Here is a 22,974-nt window from a genome sequence, read left to right as displayed (position 1 = left end):
CCACGGGGTTCCGGAGGCGGCGGAGGCGGGTTTTCCGTGGGGGAACCGCGCCGTAGGCGTCGTGTGAGGGTGGTGGCGGGCGACGGGCGGGACGAAGCGGAGCGGAGGTCCAAAAAACACTGCCTAGGCGGGCGGGAAGCGGGTGGAGGACCCGGGCCGGGGCGGCTCGGCGGGCACCTCCGGCGGCAGACCGGTGACGGGGGTGGGCACCCGGGTGGGGGTGCCGGTCTCGCGCAGCGGCGGGTCCCAGCCCAGCTCGGGGTCGTGGGTGCGCACGACCTTCCCGGGCACACCGGCGATGACGGCGTGGTCGGGGTACGTGCCCGGCCGGACCACGGTGCCCGCGGCCACGACCGAGTTGCGGCCCAGGTGCACGCCGGGCAGGATCACCGCGTTCGCGCCGATCCAGGTGCCGTCGCCGATGCTGACGGGGTCGTCCACCGGCCACTGGAGGCCGACGGGGATCTCGGTGTTGCCGTAGGCGTGGTTCTGGTCGGTGATGTAGACGTAGGGGCCGGTGTACACGTGGTCGCCGATGTCCACGGACCTGTGGGCGACGATGTGCGAGCCGCGTCCGATGGCGCAGCCCGAGCCGATCCGCACGACCGTCCCGGGGCCCAGGTCGTAGTCGGGCCCCATCCCGGCGGCGAGGGTCATGTCCCCGCCCAGGACGGTGTGCACGCCGATCTCGATCCAGGGCTCGCCGTAGAGGGTGGCCGTGGGGAAGGCGATCGCCGAGCCCGTGCCGAAGCGCGCGAACCTGCGGGCCGCCCTGGAGTCGGCGCGGATTTCGGCCTTGGTACGGGCGTACGACCAGACGGAGCGGAGAACCCAGGACAACAGCCGCGACACGCGTGCCCCCATTTATTACCTACCAGTAACTGTCGCGAACATTAGCAGTGTTCGAGTATGCGACGACATGTCCGGTCGGTACACAGCGGGGCCCGAACCGCGCTCGGTTCGAGCGCGGTCCGGGCCCCGTGGCGGCTTCGCGGAGGCTCCCGCGGACGGGATCAGCCCGACAGGTGGGCCAGCAGGTCCTGGCGGGTGAGGATCCCCGCCGGCTTGCCGTCGCGCAGCACCACCAGGGCGCCGGACCCGCGCAGCAGGCGGACGCAGTCGCTCACGGGGGTGCCGGTGCCCACGGTGGCCAGCGGCCTGCCCATGTGGGTCTCCACCAGGTCGTCCAGCTGCGCGCGGCCGTCGAAGAGGGCGTCGAGGAGGTCGCGCTCGGCGATGGAGCCGACCACCTCGGCGGCCATGACGGGGGGCTCCTCCTTCATCACCGGCAGCTGGGAGACGCCGTACTCGCGCATGATGGCCACGGCCGTGCCGACGCTCTCGTCCGGGTGGGCGTGCACGAAGTCGGGCATCTCCCCGCCCTTGGCGGCCAGCACCTGGCCCGCCGTGGCCTCCTCCGTCTCGGCCGACAGGAAGCCGTAGTCGGCCATCCACTCGTCGTTGAAGATCTTGCCGAGGTAGCCGCGGCCGCCGTCGGGCAGCAGCACGACGATGACGTCGTCGGGACCGGCGTCCCTGGCCACGCGCAGGGCCGCCTCGACGGCCAGGCCGCAGGAGCCGCCCACCAGCAGGGCCTCCTCGCGGGCCAGGCGGCGGGTCATGAGGAAGGAGTCCTTGTCGCTGACCGCCACGATGTCGTCGCACACCGAGGTGTCGTAGGTGCCGGGCCAGATGTCCTCGCCCACGCCCTCGACCAGGTACGGGCGGCCCGAGCCGCCGGAGTAGACCGAGCCCTCGGGGTCGGCGCCGACGATACGCACCGCGCCGCCGGAGACCTCCTTGAGGTAGCGGCCGGTCCCGCTGATGGTGCCGCCGGTGCCGATGCCCGCCACGAAGTGGGTGATGCGGCCCTCGGTCTGCTCCCAGATCTCGGGGCCGGTGCTGTGGTAGTGCGACTCCGGGTTGTTCGTGTTCTCGTACTGGTTGGGCTTCCAGGCGCCGGGGATCTCGGTGGCCAGCCGGTCGGAGACGGAGTAGTAGGACTCCGGGTGGTCGGGGGCGACGGTGGTCGGGCAGACCACGACCTCGGCACCGTAGGCGCGCAGGACCGAGAGCTTGTCCGGGCCGACCTTGTCCGGGCAGACGAAGACGCAGCGGTAGCCCTTCTCCTGGGCCACGATGGCCAGGCCGATGCCGGTGTTGCCCGAGGTCGGCTCGACGATGGTGCCGCCCGGCTTGAGCTCGCCGCTCTTCTCGGCCGCCTCGACCATGCGCAGCGCGATGCGGTCCTTGACCGAGCCGCCCGGGTTGAAGTACTCGACCTTGGCGAGGACCGTCGGGGCGTTCGGGCCGAGGACCTGGGTGACCTTGTTCAAACGGACGAGCGGAGTGTCCCCGACCAGGTCGATCAGTGAGTCGTATACCCGCACTTGCGCTCCCTCTGCGTCGTGGCGGCCGGGTTTCGGCCCGCCATGTCCTCGCCCCGGTGACGAGTCCGGGGCACTGGGCCGGTCCGACCCGTCTCAGTTCAGACTCTAATGGTCTCCACCAGCGGGTTCCGCTGCCTCGGGAAACCGGCCGCCCTCCCGCGGAGGACGGCCGGAGCGGCCGGTGTCCGAACGCCCGGCGGCCCCGCCGCCCCCGCCCGGGGGACGGCCGTCCGCCCCTGTCCCGCCCATGCCGCTCCCCTCACCCAGGGGCACGGATTGTGTACCGCCCAGGTACGTGATTCCGGGGTTGCCCACCGGTAACCTCGCTCGTATCCGTCCCGCCCAGGGCAGGCGGGTCCGAGCCTCGGGGGTGTCCGGTGCTGCGAGCCGCACGCGCAAGACGGATCGCCGCTGCCACCGCGTTCGGCGGCGGCGGGCTCACGCTCGTGGGCGGCGGCACCGTCGCGCTCCTCTACCTCCAGGCCAGGCTGGCCCGGCGCGCGGTCGGCTCCCCCCGCTGGGACAGGCCCGTGGTCAACGGCGTCTACGGCGGGGGCTCCGGGACGCCGATCCGCATGCTGATGATGGGCGACTCCACCGCCGCCGGGTTCGCGGTCGAGCGGGCCGACCAGACCCCCGGCGTACTCCTGGCCTCGGGGCTGGCGGCGGCCGCCGAGCGCCCCGTGCGCCTGCGCTGCACCGCTTCCCCCGGCACCACCTCGGCCAACCTGGCCGTCCAGATCGAGCGCTCCCGCGCCCTGGAGGAGGCCACCCGCTACGACCTCGCGGTCATCTTCGTCGGCGCCAACGACGTCATCCGCCGCGTGCGCCCCAACGACGCCGTCGCCCAGCTCCGCGAGACCGTCCGCCAACTGGTCGACCACGGCACGCAGGTGGTGGTGGGCACCTGCCCCGACCTGGGCACCGTCCGGCCCATCGGCTGGCCGCTGCGCTCGGTGGCCCGCCTCGCCTCCCGCCAGCTCGCCGCCGCCCAGGTCATCGCGGTCACCGAGGCCGGAGGCCGCGCGGTCTCCATGAGCGACGTGCTGGCCGACGATTTCCGGACAGACCCTGCTTCCATGTTCGGGCCTGACCGTTTTCATCCGTCAGCCCTCGGGTACTCGCAGGCCGCCTTCGCCGTCCTGCCCTCGGCCTGCGCCGCCCTGGGGCTGCTGCCCGAGCTGGACGACGCCGAGCGCAGCAGCGGTGTCCTGCCGGTGGACCGCGCGGCCGTGGTGGCCGCCCAGACCCCCGGAACGGAGGTCTCCCGGGTGGACGCCCAGGCCAGCGGGGTCACATCCGGCAGGCACGGACGCTGGGCGGCGCTCGTGCGCGGCCCGTTCCACCTCCGGGGCGGCCGCGGGCACCCGGACGGGTCGGCCGGGATGGCCGCGCCCGAGAACGCCGACCGTTCCGGGGAGGGCGGCTGAACGCCGACCCCGGGTGGCGTGCGGGGCCCCCGGACGGGTTTACTGGTCGGTAACAACCGAGGCCGGAGCAGGTCGCCCGGCCCTCCGGATCCACAGCTCCACACGCAGCACCTCAACCGTTAGGGACGCAGCCATGCCCGAAGCAGTCATCGTCGCAACCGCCCGCTCCCCCATCGGCCGCGCCTTCAAGGGCTCGCTCAAGGACATCCGGCCGGACGACCTGACCACCCAGATCGTCCGCGCGGCGCTGGCCAAGGTCCCCGAGCTGGACCCGGGCAGCATCGACGACCTGATGCTCGGCTGCGGCCTGCCCGGCGGCGAGCAGGGCTTCAACATGGCCCGCATCGTGGCCGTCCAGCTGGGCCTGGACACCGTCCCGGGCACCACGGTCACCCGCTACTGCTCCTCCTCCCTCCAGACCACCCGGATGGCCTACCACGCCATCAAGGCGGGCGAGGGTGACGTCTTCGTCTCCGCGGGCGTGGAGACCGTCAGCCGGTTCGTCAACGGCAGCAGCGACGACGGCAACAACGAGAACCCGCTCTTCGACGACGCCAAGGCCCGTACCGCCAAGCGCGCCGAGGGCGGCGCCGGAACCTGGACCGACCCGCGCGAGGACGGCAACCTGCCCGACGCCTACATCGCGATGGGCCAGACCGCCGAGAACGTCGCCCAGACCACCGGCGTCTCGCGCCAGCGCCAGGACGAGTTCGCGGTCCGCTCGCAGAACCTCGCCGAGAAGTCCCTGGACAACGGCTTCTGGGAGCGCGAGATCACCCCGGTGACCCTGCCCGACGGCACCGTGGTCAGCACCGACGACGGCATCCGCCGCGGCACCACCTACGAGAAGGTCTCCGAGCTCAAGCCGGTGTTCCGCCCCGACGGCACCGTCACCGCGGGCAACGCCTGCCCGCTCAACGACGGCGCCTCGGCCGTGGTCGTCATGAGCGACACCAAGGCCGCCCAGCTGGGCATCACGCCGCTGGCCCGCATCGTGTCCACCGGCGTGACCGGCCTGAGCCCGGAGATCATGGGCCTGGGCCCGGTGGAGGCCTCCCGGCAGGCGCTGGCCCGCGCCAACATGGCCATGGGCGACATCGACCTGGTCGAGATCAACGAGGCCTTCGCCGCGCAGGTGCTGCCCTCCGCCGACCAGCTGGGCATCGACATCGACTCCCAGCTCAACGTCAACGGCGGCGCCATCGCGATCGGCCACCCGTTCGGCAGCACCGGCGCCCGCATCACCGGCACGCTGATCAACGGCCTGCGCTTCCACGACCGGACCTTCGGCCTGGAGACCATGTGCGTCGGCGGCGGCCAGGGCATGGCCGCCGTCTTCGAGCGCCTGAGCTGACGCTCCGCGAGGCCCAGGGCCCGGAACGCGCCGCCGGGGTTCCGGCGGTGCTTCCGGGCCCTTCGCCGTACAGGGCCCCTCCCGTCGGCCCGCGCCGCGACCGGCCCCTCCCGTCGGCCCGCGTCGGGGTCGCGGACGCTGGGAGCGCGGTGGCGGGCAGCCCTTCCGTCTCCGGAACACGCACGAAACCCCGTCTGCCACAGCAGGGTTCGTCTGGATACCCCTTCAAGACGAACGTTCTCACACCGGCAAGGTAAAAGCTGGTGACCGGGGCTTGTCCAAAACGTGATCCTGATGCAGGGTCGCAGGTAAGTGCCACACGCCAACGCGCTGCCGGAGGTGCCCATGTCGGTAACCCACTCGCCGGAGATCCACGCCAAGCTCATCGAACGCATCCCGGTCGTCACCGGCCGGGGACTCCACGAGTGGTTCGACGCCCTCGACGGGGGACCGGGCCTGGTGCGCCGCCAGGACCGGTCGAACTGGCTCGCCGACGAGTACGAGTTGCCCCAGTGGTACGCGCAGGCCCTCGTGACGGAGTACGACCGCCGTCGCAGGAACCGCTCCATCCCCGCGCCCCGGCGCGGGAAGGCCTGAGCGCGCCGCGGGTTCGCCGACCACGGCGAAGGGGCCGCCGCCCGGACGGACGTCCGGGCGGCGGCCCCTCGCGTGGGTGTGCGGACGCCGTGGGCGGCCGCGGGAGTGCTCCGCGCGTCGGGCGCGGACTACTCCGCGAAGATCGACTTGATGATCCAGAGCAGGCGCAGGATCTCGATGTAGAGCCAGACCAGGGAGACGGTCAGGCCGAAGGCGAACTGCCAGGCGAACCTGTTGGGGATGCCGGCGTTGAGGCCCTCCTCGATGCCGCGGAACTCGATGGCCAGGGTCAGCGCGGCCAGGACCACGAACACCAGGCCGACGAGCAGACCGAGCGGGCTGGGCTCGCGCAGGCCGATGCCGCCCGCGATGAAGAAGCTGGCCACGAAGTTGACCAGCATCAGGGCCGCGGCGCCGATGACCGCGTACGTGATGACCTTGACGAAGCCGTCGGTCACCTTGATGACGCGGAACTTGTACAGGGCGAGCATCACGGCGAACACCACGACGGTGCCCAGCACCGCCTGGGTCACGAGCGTGCCGCCCGCACCGGCGTCACCGGTGGTGACCGACAGGCTGTTGGCCAGGATCGCGGAGATGCCGCCGACGAGCAGGCCCTCCAGGGCGGCGTAGCTCAGGATGGCGACGGGGTTGGTGATCTGCTTGAAGGAGATCACCAGACCCAGCACCAGACCGCCGAGCGCACCCACGAGGGTGAGCACCACGGCGATGCCCGGAGCCGAGCCGAAGAGGAAGTAGTTGACGACGGCGAAGGCCGCGACCACACCGAGCGTCATACCGGTGCGCACGACCACGTCGTCGATGGTCATCGGCTGGTTGTCGGTGCTCTGCACCGGACCGCCGGGGTAGCCCTGCTGGGGGTAGGGCTGGCCGTACCCCTGCTGCGGGTACGGTTGTCCGTACCCCGGCTGGCCGTAGGGACCCTGCTGCTGGCCGTAGCCGTAACCCGGCTGGCCGTTGAACCCCTGCTGGGCGTGCCCGGCAGGACCGGCCTGCTGGAGCGCCCGCTTGAGGACGGGGTTGGAACTCCGCATCCGCATGTCTAGTCAAGACCCTTTCACGCGTGGATTGCTGCCCACAAGGTAACGCACGCTCCTCATCCGGAGTTCCGCGCGCGAGGTCACTGTTCAGACACGGCGCCCGGCCCGGCCGGAGCCGGACCGCGGCCCTCGCGCGGCGCGTGGGCGCCCGCCCCGCGGACACGCGGAGGGGCCGGTGCCCGAGGGCGCCGACCCCCTCCCCCGGGGTCCCCGGGCCGCCCGCGGGCGACGGAGGCCGAGTACGGCTAGCCGCGCGTGACCAGGGACCGGGCGAGGAAGAGCACGTTCGCCGGACGCTCCGCCAGACGGCGCATGTAGTAGCCGTACCACTCGTCGCCGTAGGGCACGTAGACCCGCATCCGGTTGCCCTCAGCGGCCAGCCGGACCTGCTCGGCGTCGCGGATGCCGTAGAGCATCTGGTACTCGAAGTCGTCCTCGCCGCGGCCGTTGGCGGCGGCCAGCGAGCCGGCGATGGCGATCATGCGCGGGTCGTGCGAGGCCACCATCGGGTAGCCCTCGCCCTCCATCAGCACGCGCAGCGCGCGCACGTAGGCCTTGTCCACCTCGGCCTTGTCGCGGAAGGCCACCGACTCGGGCTCGTCGTAGGCCCCCTTGCACAGGCGCACGCGCGAACCGGCCCCGCTCAGGTCGCGGCAGTCGGCCTCGGTGCGGCGCAGGTAGGCCTGGAGCACCGCGCCCACGAAGGGGAAGTCCTGGCGCAGTTCGCGCAGGATGCCCAGCGTGGAGTCGGTGGTGGTGTGGTCCTCCATGTCCAGGGTCATCGTGGTGCCGACCGCCTTGGCCGCCTCGGCGATCCGGCGGGCGTTGTCCAGGGCGATCTTCTCGCCGTCGCTGTTGAGGAACTGGCCCACGGCCGAGAGCTTGACCGAGACCTCGGCGCGCCCGGCCAGACCCGCCTCGCCCAGCGCGGCCAGCAGGTCCCGGTAGGCGGTGACCGTCGCCTCGGCCTGGGCCGTGTCGGTGGTGTCCTCGCCCAGGAAGTCCAGGGTGACGTGGCGGTCCCGGGTCAGTTCCCCGACCACGGGGAGCGCTTCTTCCTGGGTGGAGCCCGCGACGAACCGCTTGACCATGGCCCGGGTGACGGGGGTGCGCTCGACGATGGTGCGGCAGGTCTGGGACCTGGCGGCGAGCAGCAGGGGTTTGCGAAGCATGGTGACCTCAGGAAAGACGTGCGCGAGCCGGTGGGCTGGCGCGGGCGGGGCGCGGCGGGGTTCGTCCCGGCCGCGCCGGTGGATGAGGGCGGGCCCCCGGGCCCCCTCAGGACGGGAGGGGGCCCGGGAACCGCTGTTCGGGCGCCCGCGGGTTCCCGCTCTTTGGGTGCCCGAACACGGGGCAAGGCGGAGCGGAGCCCCTGGGCGACGCTGTCAGCCCTGGTGGGGGTAGGAGGAGACGGTCGGCGCGACGAAGGTCTCCTTGATGGCGCGCGGGCTGGACCAGCGGGACAGGTTCTGCGCCGAACCCGCCTTGTCGTTGGTGCCGGAGGCGCGCCCGCCGCCGAAGGGCTGCTGGCCCACGATGGAGCCGGTCGGGCGGTCGTTGACGTAGAAGTTGCCCGCGGCGAAGCGCAGGGCCTCGCTGGCCTTGGCCACGGCGGCGCGGTCCCTGGCCAGGACGGCGCCGGTCAGGGCGTAGGCCGAGCCCTCGTCGACGACCTTGAGGACCTCGTCGAACTTCTCGTCCTCGTAGACGTGGACGGCGACGACCGGGCCGAAGTACTCGGTGCGGAACACGTCGTGGGACGGGTCGGTGCCCTCGATGATGGTGGGGCGCACGAAGTAGCCGACGGAGTCGTCGGCGGTGCCGCCCGCCAGGACGGTCAGGGTCGGGTCGGACTTGGCGTCCTCCAGGACCTTGGCCAGCTTGTCGAAGGCGCGGCGGTCGATGACGGCGCCGACGAAGTTGGACAGGTCGGTGACGTCGCCCATGGTCAGGGCCTCGGTCTCGGCGACGAGGTCGTCGCGGACCCGCTCCCACACCGAGCGGGCGACGAAGGCGCGCGAGGCGGCCGAGCACTTCTGGCCCTGGTACTCGAAGGCGCCGCGCACGATGGCGGTGCGCAGGACCTCGGGGTCGGCCGAGGAGTGGGCGACGATGAAGTCCTTGCCGCCGGTCTCGCCGACGATGCGCGGGTAGGAGCGGTAGTTGGCGATGTTCTCGCCCACGCTCTTCCACAGGTGCTGGAAGGTCCTGGTCGAACCGGTGAAGTGCACACCGGCCAGCTCCGGGTCGTTGAGGGCGACGTCGGAGACGGCGAGGCCGTCACCGGTGACCATGTTGATGACGCCGGGGGGCATGCCCGCCTCCTCCAGCAGGCGCATGGTCAGCTCGGCGGCGAACTGCTGGGTCGGGGACGGCTTCCACACGACCACGTTGCCCATCAGGGCCGGGGCGGTGGGCAGGTTGCCCGCGATGGCGGTGAAGTTGAAGGGGGTGATCGCGTAGACGAACCCCTCCAGGGGGCGCTGCTCCATGCGGTTCCACACGCCCTTGACGCTCAGCGGCTGCTGGGCGATCAGGTCGCGGGCGTAGGAGACGTTGAAGCGCCAGAAGTCGATCAGCTCGCAGGCCGAGTCGATCTCCGCCTGCTGCACGGTCTTGGACTGGCCGAGCATGGTGGCGGCGTTGATGGTGGCGCGCCAGGGGCCCGAGAGCAGTTCGGCGGCGCGCAGGAGGATGGCGGCGCGGTCGTCGAAGGACATCGCGCGCCAGGCGGGGGCGGCGGCCTTGGCGGCGGCGACGGCGTCGCGGGCGTCCTCGTGGGTGGCGTTGCGCATGGTGCCCAGGACCGCGGCGTGGCGGTGCGGCTGCACGACGTCGATGGGCTCGCCGCCGCCCATACGGCTCTCGCCGCCGATGCGCATCGGCAGGTCGATGCTCCGGCTGCCGAGCTCCTCCAGCTTGGCCACGAGTTCCTCGCGCTCGGCGCTGCCGGGCGCGTAGGACAGAACGGGCTCGTTCTGGGGCAGAGGGACGTTGGTCACGGCGTCCATGGGCACCTTCCCGGTGAAGAATGTCCCTGAAACAAGCAGGGTTGGCTGACTCAACGCTCCCAGAAGCAGGGCGTGCGAACCTTGTGGACCAGGCCACTCTTTGCCCGCCTTATTTGTTCTCCAGGACAAAATGGGACACACATGAGCGACGACCGCCCTGCATCCGACCCGCGCCCCGCCTCCGGCGACGGGGCGCCCCGACCGCACCCGCGGCCGGAGGTTCCCCCTGTTCAGGATGGTTCATCCGATGACAGGACCACGGGTCTGCCCCTGCGCGGACTGCTGCTGGCCCTGGGCGACCCCGTCGTGGACGTGGCCGCCGCCCCGGACGGGCTCGATGTCCAGGTGGACAACGTCGTCATCCTCGACCCGGAGGACCGCACGGAGGTGCGCGAGGGGGACCTGGTGCTGCTGATCGGGGCGCGGGGCGCCTCCGCTCGGCGCCTGGTCAGGGAGCTGGCCGAGCGCGGCGCCACGGCCGTCGCGGTCAAGACCAGCGCGCACGCGGCGCCGGAGGAGGCGCCGCCGACCGCGGGGACGCGCCCCGGCCGCCCCCGGCCCGGAGGCGGCGACGAGGCGCGGGCGCTGCGCACCGAGGCGCGGGAGGCGGGGATCGCCCTGCTCGCGGTGCGCCCCGAGGTGCGGTGGGACCAGTTGCAGTCGGTGTGCCGGTCCATCCTGGACGAGGCCCGCCTGACCGCCTCGGAGGACCTGGGCGAGTCCGGCGGCGACCTGTTCTCCATGGCGCAGACCATCGCCAGGCTCACCGGCGGGCTGGTGAGCATCGAGGACGCGGCGAGCCGGGTACTGGCCTACTCCAGCGGCGCCGAGGTGGACGAGCTGCGGCGGCTGTCGGTGTTGGGGCGGCGCGGCCCGGAGTCGTACCTGGCGCTGCTGCGCGAGTGGGGGGTGTTCGCCAAGCTGCGCGCGGGCGAGGAGGTGGTGCGGGTGGAGGAGCACCCCGAACTGGGCATCAGGCGCCGGTTGGCCGTGGGCATCCACGCGGGACGCCAGCCGCTGGGCGCGATCTGGGTGCAGGAGGGCGACCGGCCGCTGGCCGAGCACGCGGAGGAGGCCCTGCTGGGCGCGGCGCGCACCACCGCGCTGCAGATGATCCGTCAGCGCACGCAGGCCAGCGCGGGGCTGCGGCTGCGCGAGGACCTGCTGTCGAGCCTGCTGGAGGGCAGGATCGACGCCGGCGCGCTGGCCGACACCGTGGAGGTGCACGCCGACCGGGGCGCGCTGGTGGTGGCGTTCGCCCTGGTCGAGGGGCCCGAGGGCGCGGCGGAGGAGCGCCCCGACCGGCCCGAGCGCGAATTGCGCCGCCGCCAGCTGATCGACCTGGTGTCGGTGCACACCGCGGCCTACCGGCGCAGCGCCCTGGTGACCGCGCTGGGCGGCCGGGTCTACGTGCTGCTGCCGGATCTGGCGCGCGCCCGGGAGGGGCGCGGGGTGGAGCGGTCGGTGCTGGCGCTGACCCGCAAGACGGTGGCGGCGGCGCGCGCGGCGCTGGGACTGGAGGTGCACGCGGCGGTGGGGTCGCTGGTGGAGCGGCTGGGGGACGTGCCGGACTCGCGCGCGGAGGCGGACCGGGTCCTGGACGCGGTGGAGCGCTCTCCCGACCGGGGTCCGGGCTGGGACGTGGCGACCATCTCCGACGTGCGCTCGCGGGTGCTGGTCAGCGAGACGCTGGCACGGCTGCGCGAGGACCCGTCGCTGCGGGACCCGCGGGTGAGCCGGCTGATCGAGCACGACCGCGCGGGCGGCGCCGACCTGGTGCACTCCCTGCTGGCCTACCTGGAGGCGTTCGGGGACGCGCGGGCGGCGGCGGAGCGGCTGCACATCCACCCGAACACGCTGCGGTACCGGGTGCGCCGGGCCGCGTCGGTGAGCGGGATCGACCTGGGGGACCCCGGGGAGCGCCTGTTCACGCAGTTGCAGCTGTTGATGGAGCAGCAGGGACCGACGCGCTGAGGGGCCGCCGCGGGAGCCCGGTGGGCACACGGGGCGGCGTCCGGCTCCGAAGACACACGACGCCTGCTCGCTGAGCAGGCGTCGTCGGAGCTGGTTGCCGTGGGTACCCCCGGTCGGACTCGAACCGACACTTGTGACCCTTTTAGGGGGCCTGCCTCTTCCATTGGGCTACGAGGGCGTGGCCCATCATACCGGGCGGGTTGATTGCCCACTTTGACTTGGCTTGGCCGCATTGGGACAGGAAACGGCCGGCTCCCCTCGGGGAAGCCGGCCGTGTCGCGCGCCTGTCGCGGGGGCCGCGCCGGGTCAGCTGACCCGGCGGAGGCGGCCGTCCTCGATCTGCGGGTGGCTGGCCTCCTCGAAGGCCTGGCGGGGCTCGGCCATCTCCGGGAGCGCGGCGTAGTCGCGGCGCAGGAAGAGGGCGAGCGTCCAGTCCGAGAGCACGCGCATCTTGCGGTTGAAGGTCGGGACCGCGAACAGGTGGTAGGACCGGTGCGCGTACCAGGCCAGGCGGCCGTTGAGCTTGATCTTGCCGAACAGCTGGGCGGCGCCCTTGTGGACTCCGAGCCCGGCGACCGCGCCCAGGTTCTTGTGGCGGTAGGCCTTGGGCTCGGTGCCGCGCAGGGCGGCGATCACGTTGTCGGCCAGGACCGGGGCCTGGCGGACCGCGTTCTGGGCGTTGGGCGGGTAGTAGCCGCCGTTGCCGTCGGGCACCTGCGCGTTGTCGCCGCCCGCGAAGGCGTTCTCCACGCCGTTGACGGCCAGGTACTCGCTGGTGTCCAGGTGGCCCTTGGGGCCGAGCGGCAGGTCGCTGGCGGCCACGACCGGGCTGGGCTTGACGCCCGCGGTCCACACCAGCGTGCCCGAGTCGAACTCGGTGCCGTCGCTGAGCTTGATGTGCTGGTCGACCGCCGACTCCAGGAAGGTCTTGAGCCGGACGTCGATGCCGCGGCGGCGCAGCTGGTTGAGCGCCTTGCTGCCGACCTCGGGGCCGACCTCGGGGAGGATCTTGTCAGCCGCCTCGATGAGGTAGAACTGCACGTCCTCCAGGCCGATCGAGGGGTGGTGGCGCACGGCGTCGCGGACCATGTCCTCCAGCTCGGCGATGGCCTCGGCCCCGGCGAAGCCGCCGCCGACGAAGACGAAGTTCAGCGCCTTGCGCCGGATGGCCTCGTCGTCGGTGGAGTCGGCGATGGAGAGCTGGTCCAGGACGTGGTTGCGCAGGAAGGCGGCCTCCTCGACCGTCTTGATCCCGATGCCCCACTCGGCCAGGCCGGGGATGGGCAGGGTGCGCGAGACCGCTCCGGCGGCCATGACGAGGTAGTCGTAGGCGAGGGTCTGGGCCTCGCCGACGTTGGGCTCGTAGCGGACCGTGCGGTCGGCGTGGTCGATGCGCACGACCCTGCCGCCCAGGACGCGGACCCGCTTGAAGACCTTGCGCAGCGGGACGACCACGTGTCGGGGCGAGATGCTGCCGGACGCGGTCTCGGGCAGGAAGGGCTGGTAGGTCATGTAGGAGTTGGGGTCGATGACGGTGATCCGCGCCTCGCCCGCCCCGAGCTTCTTCTCCAGCCGCCTCGCGGTGTACATCCCGAGGTAACCGCCGCCGACGATGAGGATGTGCGGGATCTCCGCGTCGTCCCCTCCGCCGTGCACCAGCCGGTAGTTCCTGCTCTCGGTCATCGCATTTCCGCCCTAACGGTTCTTCTGTGTGGCGCCCCTTCCCAGGGGCCGCGAGGTTGTCACGGTCTTCGGTCGCCCGCGCCGTGGTCGCGGCGGGGTGCCGCCCGGGTCGGAGCGGGGTGCTTCGTCCCTTCGCTTGTGCATTCTTTCACAAGCACCCTCCGACAGAGAAGGTTCACACCGGCCCACCTTCCCACCACTTCCCGCTCCACCCTACCGACGTTTTCGCAGGTCAGAACGGTTGTGAAAGCATTCACAAGGCCCCTGGGGGGTGACACGTCTCACCCGTGGCGCCCTTGCGCGCACCGCGGGAGACGCCCGGTGGGGCGCCCTCCCGCGGGCGGCGTCACACGACCAGGCTCCAGGCCACGCCGTCGAGGATGTCGTGCTCGCTGGCCGTGAAGGAGTCGGCCCCCGTGCGGGCGAGCACCCGCGACAGCACGAGCGCGCCCGCGCCGATGACGTCCACCCGGCCCGGGTGCATGACGCCGATCATCGACCGCTCCCGCGAGGTGGCCTTGAGCAGCTCCCCGGTGATGCGGTCCAGGTCGGCGACGCCCACCCGGGTGTGGTGGATGCGCTCGGGGTCGTACTCGGGCAGGTCCAGGGCGATACCGGCGACCGTGGTCGCGGTACCCGCCACGCACACGACCGAGGCGGCCTCGCGCAGCGGGACCACCCGCTCGACCTCGTCCAGCGCGGCCTCGATGTCGGCGGTCGCCGCCGCGACCTCCTGCGCCGTGGGAGGGTCGCTGCGCAGGTGGCGCTCGGTCATGCGCACGCAGCCGATGTCCACCGACAGCGACGCGCGGACCAGCTCGCCGTCGTCCCCGGACAAGGCGCCGCCCAGGACGAACTCGGTGGAGCCGCCGCCGATGTCCACGACCAGGAACGGCGGGGCCAGGTCCTCGCCCGGGCCCTCGGCCTCCAGCTCGGCGGTGGCGCCCACGAAGGACAGCTCGGCCTCGTCCAGGCCGGTGACCACCTCGGGCTCCACGCCGAGGATGTCGCGCACGCCGTCGACGAAGACCTGGCGGTTGCTCGCGTCCCGGGTGGCGCTGGTGGCGACCATGCGCACCGCGTCCGGGCCCAGGGCGATGCCGTGCGCCTCGATGGCCTCGGCGTACCCGCGCAGCGCCTCGAAGGTGCGCTCCAGCGCCTGGGGCGCGAACGCCCCGGTCTCGTCCACGCCCTCGCCCAGGCGCACGATCTCCATGCGCCGGTCCACGTCGACCACCTGCACCTCGTCCTCGCCCACGTGGACGACGTCGGCGATCAGCAGCCGGACGGAGTTGGTTCCGCAGTCGATGGCCGCGACACCGCTCATGATGCGTTCCCTTCGTCGCCCTCGGGGGCGTCCTCGTCGACACACACGCACGGGCCCCTGTCCCACCAGTGCGGCAGTTCCTCCAGCGCCTCGGCTCCGAAGGGGTTGGTCCCCGGCTCGGCCAGCTCGTGGGCGACCAGCGCGTGCAGGCACTTGACCCGGGTGGGCATGCCACCGGTGCTCTGCATGCCCTCGGGCAGCGGCTCGACGCCGTCCAGGCGCGCCTGCTCGGCCCGCTCGGCCAGGTAGGCCTCGTGCGCCCTGGTGTAGGCGGCCCGGAGTTCGGGCTCCTCCCCCAGGCGTTCCTGCATACGGCGCATGCGGCCCTCGTTCTCCATCCGGCCGATGGCCGAGGCGGCGCGCGGGCACGTCAGGTAGTACAGGGTCGGGAAGGGCTCGCCGTTCTCCAGACGGGGCGCGGTGCGCACCACGTCGGGCAGGCCGCAGGGGCAGCGGTGCGCGATCGCGCGTACACCGCGCGGCGGGCGGCCCAGTTGGAGTTCGACGGCGGCGGTGTCGCGCTCGGCGACCGGAGCGGGGCGCCCGGCGGCGTGCCCGGGCGCGGGCTGATCTGCGGAAGTCATGGCGCACCCAGCATAGGGCCGCACGCGCACCCGAAGGCGCGGGCGTCCCTGTCGTCCCTCCCGCGCGGAGCCGTCGCCTGCCCGGAACACCCCCGCGTCCCGCGAGTAGGATGGCGGCGCACGGGCCCCAGGCGTCCGTGGCGCCGTCCCACCGGTCGGCGCGCGGCGGTGGGGCCTGCCGTCAGCCGACCGCGACGTCCGCCGACGGTCCCTGCACACCGGCGTTCCGGCTCCCGCGGCCGGGGCCACGACGTGTGGGGAGAACCATGTCCGCCGACGACCGAGCGCCCCGCTCCCGGCACGTGGCCGCCATGGCCGGGATCGCCGCCTGCGGCGGGGCCGCGGGGGCGGTGGCCCGCCACCTGGTGGCGCAGGCCTGGCCGACCCCCGACGGCGGTCCGCCGCTGGCCACCCTGGCCGTCAACCTCGCGGGCTCGGTGCTCATCGGCGTCCTGGTCGCGGCCGTCAGCGGGCCCCGGCCCGCGCCGCCCTGGGTCAGGCAGCTGCTCGGCACCGGCTTCCTGGGCGGGTTCACCACCTACTCGGCCCACGTCCTGGACACGGGGGCGCTGGCGGCCTCCGGGCGGGCCGCCGAGGCCGCGGCCTACATGGCGCTCACTCTGGTCGGCGCGGTGGCCGGGACCGCCCTGGGCGCGTGGGCCGCGGGGCGCGCGGTCCGCGCGCTGGCCCGCAGGAGGCGGCCGTGAACTGGGACGTGTGGCTCGTCGGCCTGGGCGGCGGCGCGGGCGCGGCCCTGCGCTACCTGGTGGACCGGGCCGTCTCGCGCGCGGTCGGCACGGGGCTGCCCTGGGGCACGTTCACCGTGAACGTCGCGGGCACCCTGCTGCTGGGGCTGCTGGTCGGCGCGGCGGGGGCGGCGTCGCTCTCCCCTCGGTTGTGGGCCCTGCTCTCCGTCGGGTTGTGCGGCGCGCTGACCACGTACTCGACCTTCTCCCACGAGGTCCTCTCCCTGGCCCGGGAGGGGCGCGTCCCGGCCGCCGCCGGCTACGCGGCCCTGACCGGGTGCTGCGCGCTGGCCGCGCTGGCGGCGGGGGCGTGGGCCGCGGGCGCCCTGCTCTGAGGGCGCGTGGCTCAGAGCCCGTCGTCGGGCGGCGGGCTGTCGGCCTCCTCCACCGAGCGCCACAGGGTGGTGAACCAGGGCTCGCTGGGGCCGGTGTCGTCCTCGTCCTCGTCCTCGGAGTCGGGCGGGATGACGATGTAGGCGGTCTCGCCGGGGTACTGGTAGTGCAGCCGGACGCGGGCCTCGCGCTCCACGTAGGCGTCCTGGGTCATCTCCTCCTCGCGCTGGCGCAGGTCCTGCACGCTCTGCTCCATGCGCGCGCGCTCCTCGCGGAGTTCGGCGAGCTGGGCGCGCTGGGCGATGTACTCGCGCAGCGGGTAGGCCAGGCTGAGCGCGATCACGCACACCACGAGCGCGAGGATGGCCGCGCGGCTGGTGAGCATGGGCCGCACCCGGGGGGTGCGGCCCGTGCCCGTGCCCGAGGGCCCCGTCTTCCGGGCAGGGCCGCGCCCGGGCCTGTCGGCTTTGGCCGCCTTCTTGGCCTTTGGACGCTGCTGCTCGGATTCGCGGGGCACTGGGGCAGACTAGCCGCGCGCGGCGAAGCGCGGGAAGGCCGACACGCCCGCGTACACGGCGGCGTCGTCGAGTTCCTCCTCGATGCGCAGCAGCTGGTTGTACTTGGCGACCCGCTCGCTGCGCGCCGGGGCGCCGGTCTTGATCTGCCCGGCGTTGGTGGCCACCGCGATGTCGGCGATGGTGGTGTCCTCGGTCTCGCCGGAGCGGTGGCTGATCATGGCCGTGTAACCGCTGCGCTGGGCGAGGGAGACCGCGTCCAGCGTCTCGGTGAGGGTGCCGATCTGGTTGACCTTCACCAGCAGCGAGTTGGCGGTGTCGGCCAGGATGCCGCGCTGGAGCCGCTCGGGGTTGGTGACGAACAGGTCGTCGCCCACGAGCTGCACCTTGTCGCCCAGCTGGGCGGTGAGCTTCTTCCAGCCCTCCCAGTCCTCCTCGTCGAGGGGGTCCTCGATCGAGACGAGCGGGTAGGCCTCCACCAGCTCGGCGTAGTAGGCGGCCATCTCCTCCGAGGAGCGGGCCTTGCCCTCGAAGGTGTACACGCCGTCGCTGAAGAACTCGCTGGCGGCCACGTCCAGGGCGAGCGCGATGTCGGTGCCCGGGGTGTAGCCCGCCTTCTCGATGGCCTCCACGATCAGGTCGAGGGCGGCGCGGTTGCTGTCCAGGTTGGGGGCGAAGCCGCCCTCGTCGCCCACGCCGGTGGCAAGGCCGTGGGCCTTGAGGACCGACTTGAGGGCGTGGTAGACCTCGGTGCCCCAGCGGACGGCCTCGGAGAAGGTGGGAGCGCCGATCGGCGCGACCATGAACTCCTGGATGTCGACGTTGCTGTCGGCGTGCGCGCCGCCGTTGAGGATGTTCATCATCGGCACCGGCAGCACGTGAGCGTTGGGGCCGCCGATGTAGCGGAACAGGGGCAGCCCGGCCTCGGCCGCGGCGGCCCTGGCCACGGCCAGGGAGGCGCCCAGGATGGCGTTGGCGCCGATCCGGGACTTGTCCGGGGTGCCGTCCAGGTCGATGAGCGCGCGGTCGATGATGCGCTGCTCGTCGGGGGCGTGGCCGAGCAGCTCGTCGGCGATCTCGTCGTTGACGGCCGTGACGGCCTTGGTCACGCCCTTGCCGCCGTAGCGGTCACCGCCGTCGCGCAGCTCGACCGCCTCGAACTGGCCGGTGGAGGCGCCGCTGGGGACGCCCGCGCGCGCGATGGTTCCGTCGTCGAGCAGAACCTCGACCTCGACTGTCGGGTTGCCCCGGGAGTCAAGGATCTCCCGCGCCTGTACTGCCTCGATGGACGCCACGGTCTCTCTCCGTCTCTTGGGGTTTCTCGGACCACTGGTTCAGGACCCGACACGAGACTAGCGACCCCGCACCGGGGAGGACGCGCGCACCCGGCGGAATTGGTCTAGTCCATATCGGACATGCCCGATTCCAGGGCGGCCATGGCGATGTCGATGGCGCGTTCGCGGTGGTCGGCGGCCTCCTCGGGGGAGAACATGACCGAGAGGTCCTGGATGCCGCCGAGGGCGATCACGGCGCCCATCCGGGCGGGCACGCCGCCCTCGGGCCCCACGAGGAGGGCGTCCAGGCGCCGGCGCCAGGAGATGACGGATTCGACCAGCCCCACGTCGGCCAGCGCGCCCAGGTCGTTGAGGACGGCGAGCAGAAGGGCGCTGTGGCGCACGCAGACGTCGAAGTAGTCGCCCAGCAGCGCGCGCGGGTCCTCGGTCCCGCCGCGGCCGCCGTACCTGGCGAAGAGCGCCTCCATGTCCTCGCCCAGGGGCCTGACCAGCGACGTGAGCAGGTCGTTCTTGGAGGGGAAGTGGTAGTACAGCGCGGCCTTGGTGATGTCCAGGCGCTCGGCGATCTCGCGCAGGCTGGTCTTCTCGAACCCCTTGCGGGCGAACAGCTCCAGGGCCACCGCCCGGATCTGCGCCTTGGTGTCGCTCCGCGCTCTGGGCACCCGTGCCACTTCCGTTCCCTCGCCACCCGGTCAGCCGAGTCTAACGCCGGCCTTCCGGCCGGTAGTTTACTTGTCGGTCGGTAAGTTACTTGACGCACGGTAAGTAGAGTTCTAGCGTGGGGGCGACGGCACCCGAAGGAGCGAGGAACGCCATGACCGCCGTACGCAACGTCCTGATCTCCGGCGCGGGCATCGCCGGGCCGACCCTCGCCCACTGGCTCCACCACCACGGCATCGAGGCCACCGTCGTCGAACGCGCCCCCGCGCCCCGCACCGGCGGCTACGCCATCGACGTGCGCGGCACGGCCCTGGACGTCGCCGAGCGCATGGGGGTGCTCGACGGCGTCCGGGCCTCGGCCACCGAGATGTCCGGGGCCACGACCGTGGACGCCCGCGGCAGGCGCACGGGCGGCTTCGAGGCGAGCTCGGTCACCGCCGACGGCCGCTCCGCCGAACTGCTGCGCGGCGACCTGGTCCGCCTGGTCCACGCGCCGACCACCGCGTACACCGAGTACCTGTACGGGGACTCCGCCACCGCGATAGAACAGGAGCCGGACGGGGTCCGCGTGACCTTCGAACGGTCCAGGCCGCGCGTGTTCGACCTCGTCGTGGGGGCGGACGGCCTGCACTCCACGACCCGGCGGCTCGCGTTCGGCCCCGAGGCCCCCCACCGCCGCTTCCTGGGCAGCTACATCAGCATCTTCACGGTGCCCAACCACCCGGGGCTGGACCGCGAGGCCGTGCTGTCCAACACCCCGGGGCGGCTCGTGGCCATGTACCACACGCCCCGCGCGCGGGGGGCCAAGGCCATGCTGGCGCTGTCCGCGCGCGAGGAGAGCGGCGTCGACCGCAGGCCGCCCGGGGAGCAGAGGGAGTTCCTGCGCCGCGCCTTCGCCGGGCACGGGTGGGAGGCCGACCGGATCCTGGAGGCGATGGAGCGGGCCCCGGACTTCTACTTCGACTCCGTCGCCCAGATCCGCATGGACCGCTGGTCGACCGGGCGCGTGGCCCTGCTCGGCGACGCCGGGTACTGCCCCTCCCCCATGTCGGGGCAGGGCAGCAGCCTGGCCATGGTCGGCGCCCACGTCCTGGCACGGGAACTCGCCCGCCACGACGACCACCGCGCGGCGCTGGCCGCCTACGAGGCCCGGATGAGGCCGTTCGTGGCGGCCAACCAGGACATCGCCGACCGGGGCCAGGCCTTCCTGCTCCCGCGCACCCGGCCGGCGCTGCTGGCACGCGGCCTCCTGCTCCGACTGGCCCCGCTGCTGTCCTCCCTCGGCGGTTTCGACAACCGGCTGTCACGGGCGTCGGAGGCCCTGGAGCTGGACGCCCCCGCACCCGCCGGGGCCTGACCCGGACCGGCGTCCAGCGGACCCCTCCGCCGTGGTCTCGTGCCCACAGCGGGGTCCGGGCGCCGGCACCGGCCGCAAGCACGAGATCAGCGCGGGTCAGGACACTCGCGTCACACCGGCCACGCTTACGGCCAGCCCGTCAGACCTCGCCCGCCTTGTCCCAGTAGGTCCGCCACTCCCGCCCGGACAGCTCGCGGGGCTCCCTGCCGTCCGCGCGGGCGGCGTCCTCGGCGGCGCGCACACGGGCGTCGAACCGGCGGGCCGCCGCCCTCAGGTCGCTCTCGGCGTCGCGGCCCCGACCGCGCTCGGCCGCCACCGCCGCGAACAGCTCCCCGCCCTCGGCCCCGTCGTCGCCGACCAGGTCGGCGGGGAAGCCGTTGCGCACCGCCCGCCTCTGCAACTCGTCGGCCAGCAGCACCGCGGGCTGGGCGAACGGCACACCGTCCAGGACCGAGTTGCGCCCGTCGCCGCCCGCCGCCCGGGCCTTCTCCGCCCGCTCGGCGGCCTTGATGGCCTCCCAGTTGGACCCCACCTCGTCGGCGCCCGACACCTCGACCCCGCCGAACACGTGCGGGTGGCGGCGGGTCATCTTGTCGATGATGGCGTCGGCGACGTCGTCCACCGTGAACCGCGCCGGGTCCCCCTCGGGCCGTTCGGCGGCGACCGCCGCGTGGAAGACCACCTGGAGCAGCACGTCGCCCAACTCCTCGCGCAGCAGCGCGAAGTCGCCCTCCTCGATGGTCTCCAGGGTCTCGTAGGCCTCCTGGATGAGGTACTTGGCCAGCGACCCGTGGGTCTGGTCGCGGTCCCACGGGCACTCCCGGCGCAGGGTGTCCATCACCTCGACCAGGCGCAGCACCCGGTGCCCGACCGGCGGGCCGCCGTCCCTGCCGCCCTGTGCGTCCCGCACGTCCCGGGGGTCTCGGGGGTCTCGGGGGTCTCGGGGGTCTCGGGGGTCGTTCAACTCTCGTCCTCCACTGTTCGCGCCGCGGTTCAGCCGTCGTGCTCGGGCAGCCAGCCGCCCGCGCGCAGGGCCGACAACACCCTGGCCACGGACTCGGCCGGATCCGCGCCCTCGGTGTCCACCACCAGGTCGGCGTCGTCCGGTTCCTCGTAGGGGTCGGAGATCCCGGTGAACTCGGGGATCTCCCCCGCCCGCGCCTTGGCGTACAGGCCCTTGCGGTCGCGGGCCTCGCACACCTCCAGCGGGGTCGCCACGTGCACCAGGAAGAAGTCGCCGAACTCCTCCACCATCGCGCGCACCTCCGCCCGCCCCCCGGCGTAGGGGGCGATCGGCGCGCACACGGTGACCCCGCCGTGCCGGGTGATCTCCGAGGCCACGTAGCCGATCCGGCGGATGTTGAGCTCCCGGTGCTCGCGGGAGAAGGTCAGCCCGCTGGAGAGCATGCGCCGCACCACGTCGCCGTCCAGCAGGGTCACCGGACGCCCCGACCTGCGGATGCCGTCGCACACCCCCCGGGCGATCGTGGACTTGCCCGAGCCGGACAGACCCGTGAACAGCACGGTCAGACCCCTGGAGGTGCGGGCCGGGCGCAGCCGCGCCAGCTCCGCGCCCACCCGGGCCGGGGTGAACCACGAGGGCAGCTCGCGCCCGTGCGCCAGCTCCGCCTCCACCTGCTCGTCGGTCAGCTCGGCCCGCGCGGACGCCGGGTCGGTCCGGGTCATAGGCAGCCACAGCCCGTCGGAGGAGTGGTAGCGCCACGGTTCGGGGTCCAGCACGGTCAGGGGCGGGCGCAGGGCCATCACCCGCTCGACGTCGGGGCCGTCCCCGCCGGTCACCGCCAGCATGTGGGTGGCGCCGTAGGACGCGGCCACGTGCGCGGCCAGACCCACCTGGCGCGGCCCCCACGGCCCGCCGAACAGGCCCCGGGCGCGGTCGGCGCCCCTGGGCAGCGTGCACACCACGAAGGAGGTGCGCGCGGGCAGCAGCGGCCCGGCGGCCAGCACCGCCGTGGCCATGCCCTCGTCCTCCAGGCCGGTGTCGACGATCACCAGCACGTCGGCGCGCCCGCCCTCGCCGTGGACCAGGCCCAGCGCGTCGGCCTCGGCCCGGATCTGGTGCAGGGCGCGGTGGTGCAGCGGCCGGTCGGTGACCACGGCCAGCAGGGGGCGCTCGGAGGGCTCCAGCTCGCGCTGGGCCCGCACCTCGGCGGGCGAGGGCCGCAGCTCGCGCAGCACGCCGTAGGTGGGCGGGCGCAGCAGGGTCACGGAACCGGCCAGGAGGTGGCGGCCCCCCGCGTCGCGCCAGTGCTCGGTGACGTCGAGCCCGGCCAGCGGGGCGCCCTCCGGATCGGAGAGGGTCAGGTGGTCGGCTCCGGACAGCTCCTCGGGCACCTCCAACGTGACCGGAACCGGCCAGGGGCGCCCGTCGGGCAGGCGGCCGTCCCGCTCCACCGACACCGCCTCGTCCCGCGTCATGAAACCGGGCAGCGGGTAGGCGCCGTTGAGGATCAGCTCCAAGTGGGCGAGCCCGTCCGGACCTGGTGCGAAGACCGGGGCGTCCGGGCTCCCGACACCGCCCTGCGGCGCACTCCCACGCCTGTTGGCACTCACCACGCGCTTCCTCTCCTCGGGCGGTCCGGCAAACGCGTCCAGCGTATGCCGCGGGCGCGGGGCGACCCGCCCTCGCACCGTGT

General features: G+C 73.2%; 20 protein-coding genes and 1 tRNA gene. 7 read left to right on the top strand and 14 right to left on the bottom strand.

The genetic code is table 11. The annotated features are described in order from the left end of the window. Positions 1 to 123 precede the first annotated feature (123 nt). Positions 124 to 864 (bottom strand): acyltransferase, encoded by a 741-nt coding sequence (locus tag EV372_RS14645; RefSeq protein ID WP_130396426.1) that lies wholly within the window; start codon positions 862 to 864, stop codon positions 124 to 126. 149 nt (positions 865 to 1,013) lie between these two features. Then, a complete protein-coding gene (locus EV372_RS14640) occupies positions 1,014 to 2,390 on the bottom strand; it encodes a cystathionine beta-synthase (RefSeq protein ID WP_130396425.1) in 1,377 nt (458 codons plus the stop codon). 377 nt (positions 2,391 to 2,767) lie between these two features. Between EV372_RS14640 and EV372_RS14635 the strand changes: the two genes are divergently transcribed. The 3 genes from EV372_RS14635 (at position 2,768) to EV372_RS14625 (ending at position 5,771) form a co-directional block, all read left to right on the top strand. Then, positions 2,768 to 3,820: an SGNH/GDSL hydrolase family protein gene (locus EV372_RS14635; RefSeq protein WP_130396424.1), complete on the top strand. Its 1,053-nt coding sequence runs from the start codon at positions 2,768 to 2,770 to the stop codon at positions 3,818 to 3,820. A 133-nt stretch (positions 3,821 to 3,953) separates the two neighbouring features. After that, positions 3,954 to 5,174 carry an acetyl-CoA C-acetyltransferase gene (locus EV372_RS14630; RefSeq protein WP_130396423.1) on the top strand — a complete coding sequence of 407 codons (1,221 nt, stop codon included), beginning with the start codon at positions 3,954 to 3,956 and terminating at the stop codon, positions 5,172 to 5,174. Between the two features lie 345 nt (positions 5,175 to 5,519). Further along, positions 5,520 to 5,771: a DUF4287 domain-containing protein gene (locus EV372_RS14625; protein WP_130396422.1), complete on the top strand. Its 252-nt coding sequence runs from the start codon at positions 5,520 to 5,522 to the stop codon at positions 5,769 to 5,771. 128 nt (positions 5,772 to 5,899) lie between these two features. Here EV372_RS14625 and EV372_RS14620 read toward each other — a convergent pair whose 3' ends face one another. The 3 genes from EV372_RS14620 to pruA form a co-directional block, all read right to left on the bottom strand. Further along, complete coding sequence (locus tag EV372_RS14620; protein ID WP_130396421.1) at positions 5,900 to 6,832, bottom strand: Bax inhibitor-1/YccA family protein; 933 nt, start codon at positions 6,830 to 6,832, stop codon at positions 5,900 to 5,902. Positions 6,833 to 7,077: 245 nt separating this feature from the next. Continuing rightward, entirely contained in the window at positions 7,078 to 8,004 is a 927-nt protein-coding gene (locus EV372_RS14615) for a proline dehydrogenase family protein (protein WP_130396420.1), read from the bottom strand. A 213-nt stretch (positions 8,005 to 8,217) separates the two neighbouring features. Beyond that, the gene (gene pruA / locus EV372_RS14610; RefSeq protein ID WP_130396419.1) at positions 8,218 to 9,843 is read right to left on the bottom strand and encodes an L-glutamate gamma-semialdehyde dehydrogenase; all 1,626 of its coding nucleotides are present in this window, start codon (positions 9,841 to 9,843) and stop codon (positions 8,218 to 8,220) included. Between the two features lie 141 nt (positions 9,844 to 9,984). Between pruA and EV372_RS14605 the strand changes: the two genes are divergently transcribed. Continuing rightward, complete coding sequence (locus EV372_RS14605; protein ID WP_253796287.1) at positions 9,985 to 11,817, top strand: helix-turn-helix domain-containing protein; 1,833 nt, start codon at positions 9,985 to 9,987, stop codon at positions 11,815 to 11,817. 104 nt (positions 11,818 to 11,921) lie between these two features. Here the strand turns inward: EV372_RS14605 and EV372_RS14600 are convergent. The 4 genes from EV372_RS14600 to EV372_RS14585 form a co-directional block, all read right to left on the bottom strand. Beyond that, a tRNA-Leu gene (locus tag EV372_RS14600) sits at positions 11,922 to 11,995 on the bottom strand. A 128-nt stretch (positions 11,996 to 12,123) separates the two neighbouring features. Further along, positions 12,124 to 13,500 (bottom strand): NAD(P)/FAD-dependent oxidoreductase, encoded by a 1,377-nt coding sequence (locus tag EV372_RS14595; protein ID WP_013151134.1) that lies wholly within the window; start codon positions 13,498 to 13,500, stop codon positions 12,124 to 12,126. Between the two features lie 346 nt (positions 13,501 to 13,846). Beyond that, on the bottom strand, positions 13,847 to 14,827 hold the full coding sequence (locus EV372_RS14590; protein WP_013151133.1) for a Ppx/GppA phosphatase family protein: 981 nt from the start codon (positions 14,825 to 14,827) through the stop codon (positions 13,847 to 13,849). Continuing rightward, positions 14,824 to 15,411, bottom strand: a complete 588-nt coding sequence (locus EV372_RS14585) for a DUF501 domain-containing protein (protein WP_013151132.1) — start codon at positions 15,409 to 15,411, stop codon at positions 14,824 to 14,826. The genes EV372_RS14590 and EV372_RS14585 overlap by 4 nt, the downstream gene beginning before the upstream one ends. A gap of 266 nt (positions 15,412 to 15,677) precedes the next feature. Here EV372_RS14585 and crcB (EV372_RS14580) point away from each other — a divergent pair, with 266 nt between their 5' ends. Beyond that, a complete protein-coding gene (gene crcB / locus EV372_RS14580; RefSeq protein ID WP_130396418.1) occupies positions 15,678 to 16,118 on the top strand; it encodes a fluoride efflux transporter CrcB in 441 nt (146 codons plus the stop codon). After that, positions 16,115 to 16,492, top strand: a complete 378-nt coding sequence (crcB, locus tag EV372_RS14575) for a fluoride efflux transporter CrcB (protein ID WP_130396417.1) — start codon at positions 16,115 to 16,117, stop codon at positions 16,490 to 16,492. The genes crcB (EV372_RS14580) and crcB (EV372_RS14575) overlap by 4 nt, the downstream gene beginning before the upstream one ends. Positions 16,493 to 16,503: 11 nt before the next feature. On the opposite strand, the gene EV372_RS14570 is transcribed toward crcB (EV372_RS14575), so the two are convergent. From EV372_RS14570 to EV372_RS14560, 3 genes are all read right to left on the bottom strand, one after another. Beyond that, the gene (locus tag EV372_RS14570) at positions 16,504 to 16,875 is read right to left on the bottom strand and encodes an FtsB family cell division protein (protein WP_013151129.1); all 372 of its coding nucleotides are present in this window, start codon (positions 16,873 to 16,875) and stop codon (positions 16,504 to 16,506) included. Positions 16,876 to 17,016: 141 nt separating this feature from the next. Continuing rightward, positions 17,017 to 18,300 carry a phosphopyruvate hydratase gene (gene eno / locus EV372_RS14565; RefSeq protein ID WP_013151128.1) on the bottom strand — a complete coding sequence of 428 codons (1,284 nt, stop codon included), beginning with the start codon at positions 18,298 to 18,300 and terminating at the stop codon, positions 17,017 to 17,019. A 104-nt stretch (positions 18,301 to 18,404) separates the two neighbouring features. Continuing rightward, positions 18,405 to 18,962, bottom strand: a complete 558-nt coding sequence (locus EV372_RS14560) for a TetR/AcrR family transcriptional regulator (protein ID WP_130396416.1) — start codon at positions 18,960 to 18,962, stop codon at positions 18,405 to 18,407. A 152-nt stretch (positions 18,963 to 19,114) separates the two neighbouring features. Here EV372_RS14560 and EV372_RS14555 point away from each other — a divergent pair, with 152 nt between their 5' ends. After that, positions 19,115 to 20,317 carry an FAD-dependent monooxygenase gene (locus tag EV372_RS14555; protein ID WP_130396415.1) on the top strand — a complete coding sequence of 401 codons (1,203 nt, stop codon included), beginning with the start codon at positions 19,115 to 19,117 and terminating at the stop codon, positions 20,315 to 20,317. A 139-nt stretch (positions 20,318 to 20,456) separates the two neighbouring features. Here the strand turns inward: EV372_RS14555 and EV372_RS14550 are convergent, their stop codons facing one another. Together EV372_RS14550 and cysC are read right to left on the bottom strand one after the other, a co-directional pair. Beyond that, positions 20,457 to 21,155, bottom strand: coding sequence for a nucleoside triphosphate pyrophosphohydrolase (locus EV372_RS14550; protein ID WP_130398927.1), 699 nt, complete (start codon positions 21,153 to 21,155; stop codon positions 20,457 to 20,459). 155 nt (positions 21,156 to 21,310) lie between these two features. Beyond that, complete coding sequence (gene cysC, locus EV372_RS14545; protein ID WP_130396414.1) at positions 21,311 to 22,894, bottom strand: adenylyl-sulfate kinase; 1,584 nt, start codon at positions 22,892 to 22,894, stop codon at positions 21,311 to 21,313. Positions 22,895 to 22,974: the final 80 nt, after the last annotated feature.

The sequence above is a fragment of the Nocardiopsis sp. CNZ308 genome (genome assembly GCF_004217075.1).
The sequence above is the reverse complement of the archived record's forward strand: the minus strand, read 5'-3'. Positions and strand labels throughout refer to the sequence as shown.

Excerpts from the sequence above, each read along its gene's own strand:
- EV372_RS14570 (WP_013151129.1), bottom strand. The coding sequence starts at position 16,875 with ATGCTCACCAGCCGCGCGGCCATCCTCGCGCTCGTGGTGTGCGTGATC.
- EV372_RS14590 (WP_013151133.1), bottom strand. The coding sequence starts at position 14,827 with ATGAGCGGTGTCGCGGCCATCGACTGCGGAACCAACTCCGTCCGGCTG.
- EV372_RS14595 (WP_013151134.1), bottom strand. The coding sequence starts at position 13,500 with ATGACCGAGAGCAGGAACTACCGGCTGGTGCACGGCGGAGGGGACGAC.
- EV372_RS14620 (WP_130396421.1), bottom strand. The coding sequence starts at position 6,832 with ATGCGGATGCGGAGTTCCAACCCCGTCCTCAAGCGGGCGCTCCAGCAG.
- crcB (WP_130396418.1), top strand. The coding sequence starts at position 15,678 with ATGTCCGCCGACGACCGAGCGCCCCGCTCCCGGCACGTGGCCGCCATG.
- EV372_RS14645 (WP_130396426.1), bottom strand. The coding sequence starts at position 864 with ATGGGGGCACGCGTGTCGCGGCTGTTGTCCTGGGTTCTCCGCTCCGTC.
- pruA (WP_130396419.1), bottom strand. The coding sequence starts at position 9,843 with ATGGACGCCGTGACCAACGTCCCTCTGCCCCAGAACGAGCCCGTTCTG.
- EV372_RS14615 (WP_130396420.1), bottom strand. The coding sequence starts at position 8,004 with ATGCTTCGCAAACCCCTGCTGCTCGCCGCCAGGTCCCAGACCTGCCGC.
- EV372_RS14625 (WP_130396422.1), top strand. The coding sequence starts at position 5,520 with ATGTCGGTAACCCACTCGCCGGAGATCCACGCCAAGCTCATCGAACGC.
- EV372_RS14550 (WP_130398927.1), bottom strand. The coding sequence starts at position 21,155 with ATGGACACCCTGCGCCGGGAGTGCCCGTGGGACCGCGACCAGACCCAC.
- EV372_RS14555 (WP_130396415.1), top strand. The coding sequence starts at position 19,115 with ATGACCGCCGTACGCAACGTCCTGATCTCCGGCGCGGGCATCGCCGGG.
- EV372_RS14605 (WP_253796287.1), top strand. The coding sequence starts at position 9,985 with ATGAGCGACGACCGCCCTGCATCCGACCCGCGCCCCGCCTCCGGCGAC.
- EV372_RS14585 (WP_013151132.1), bottom strand. The coding sequence starts at position 15,411 with ATGACTTCCGCAGATCAGCCCGCGCCCGGGCACGCCGCCGGGCGCCCC.
- EV372_RS14630 (WP_130396423.1), top strand. The coding sequence starts at position 3,954 with ATGCCCGAAGCAGTCATCGTCGCAACCGCCCGCTCCCCCATCGGCCGC.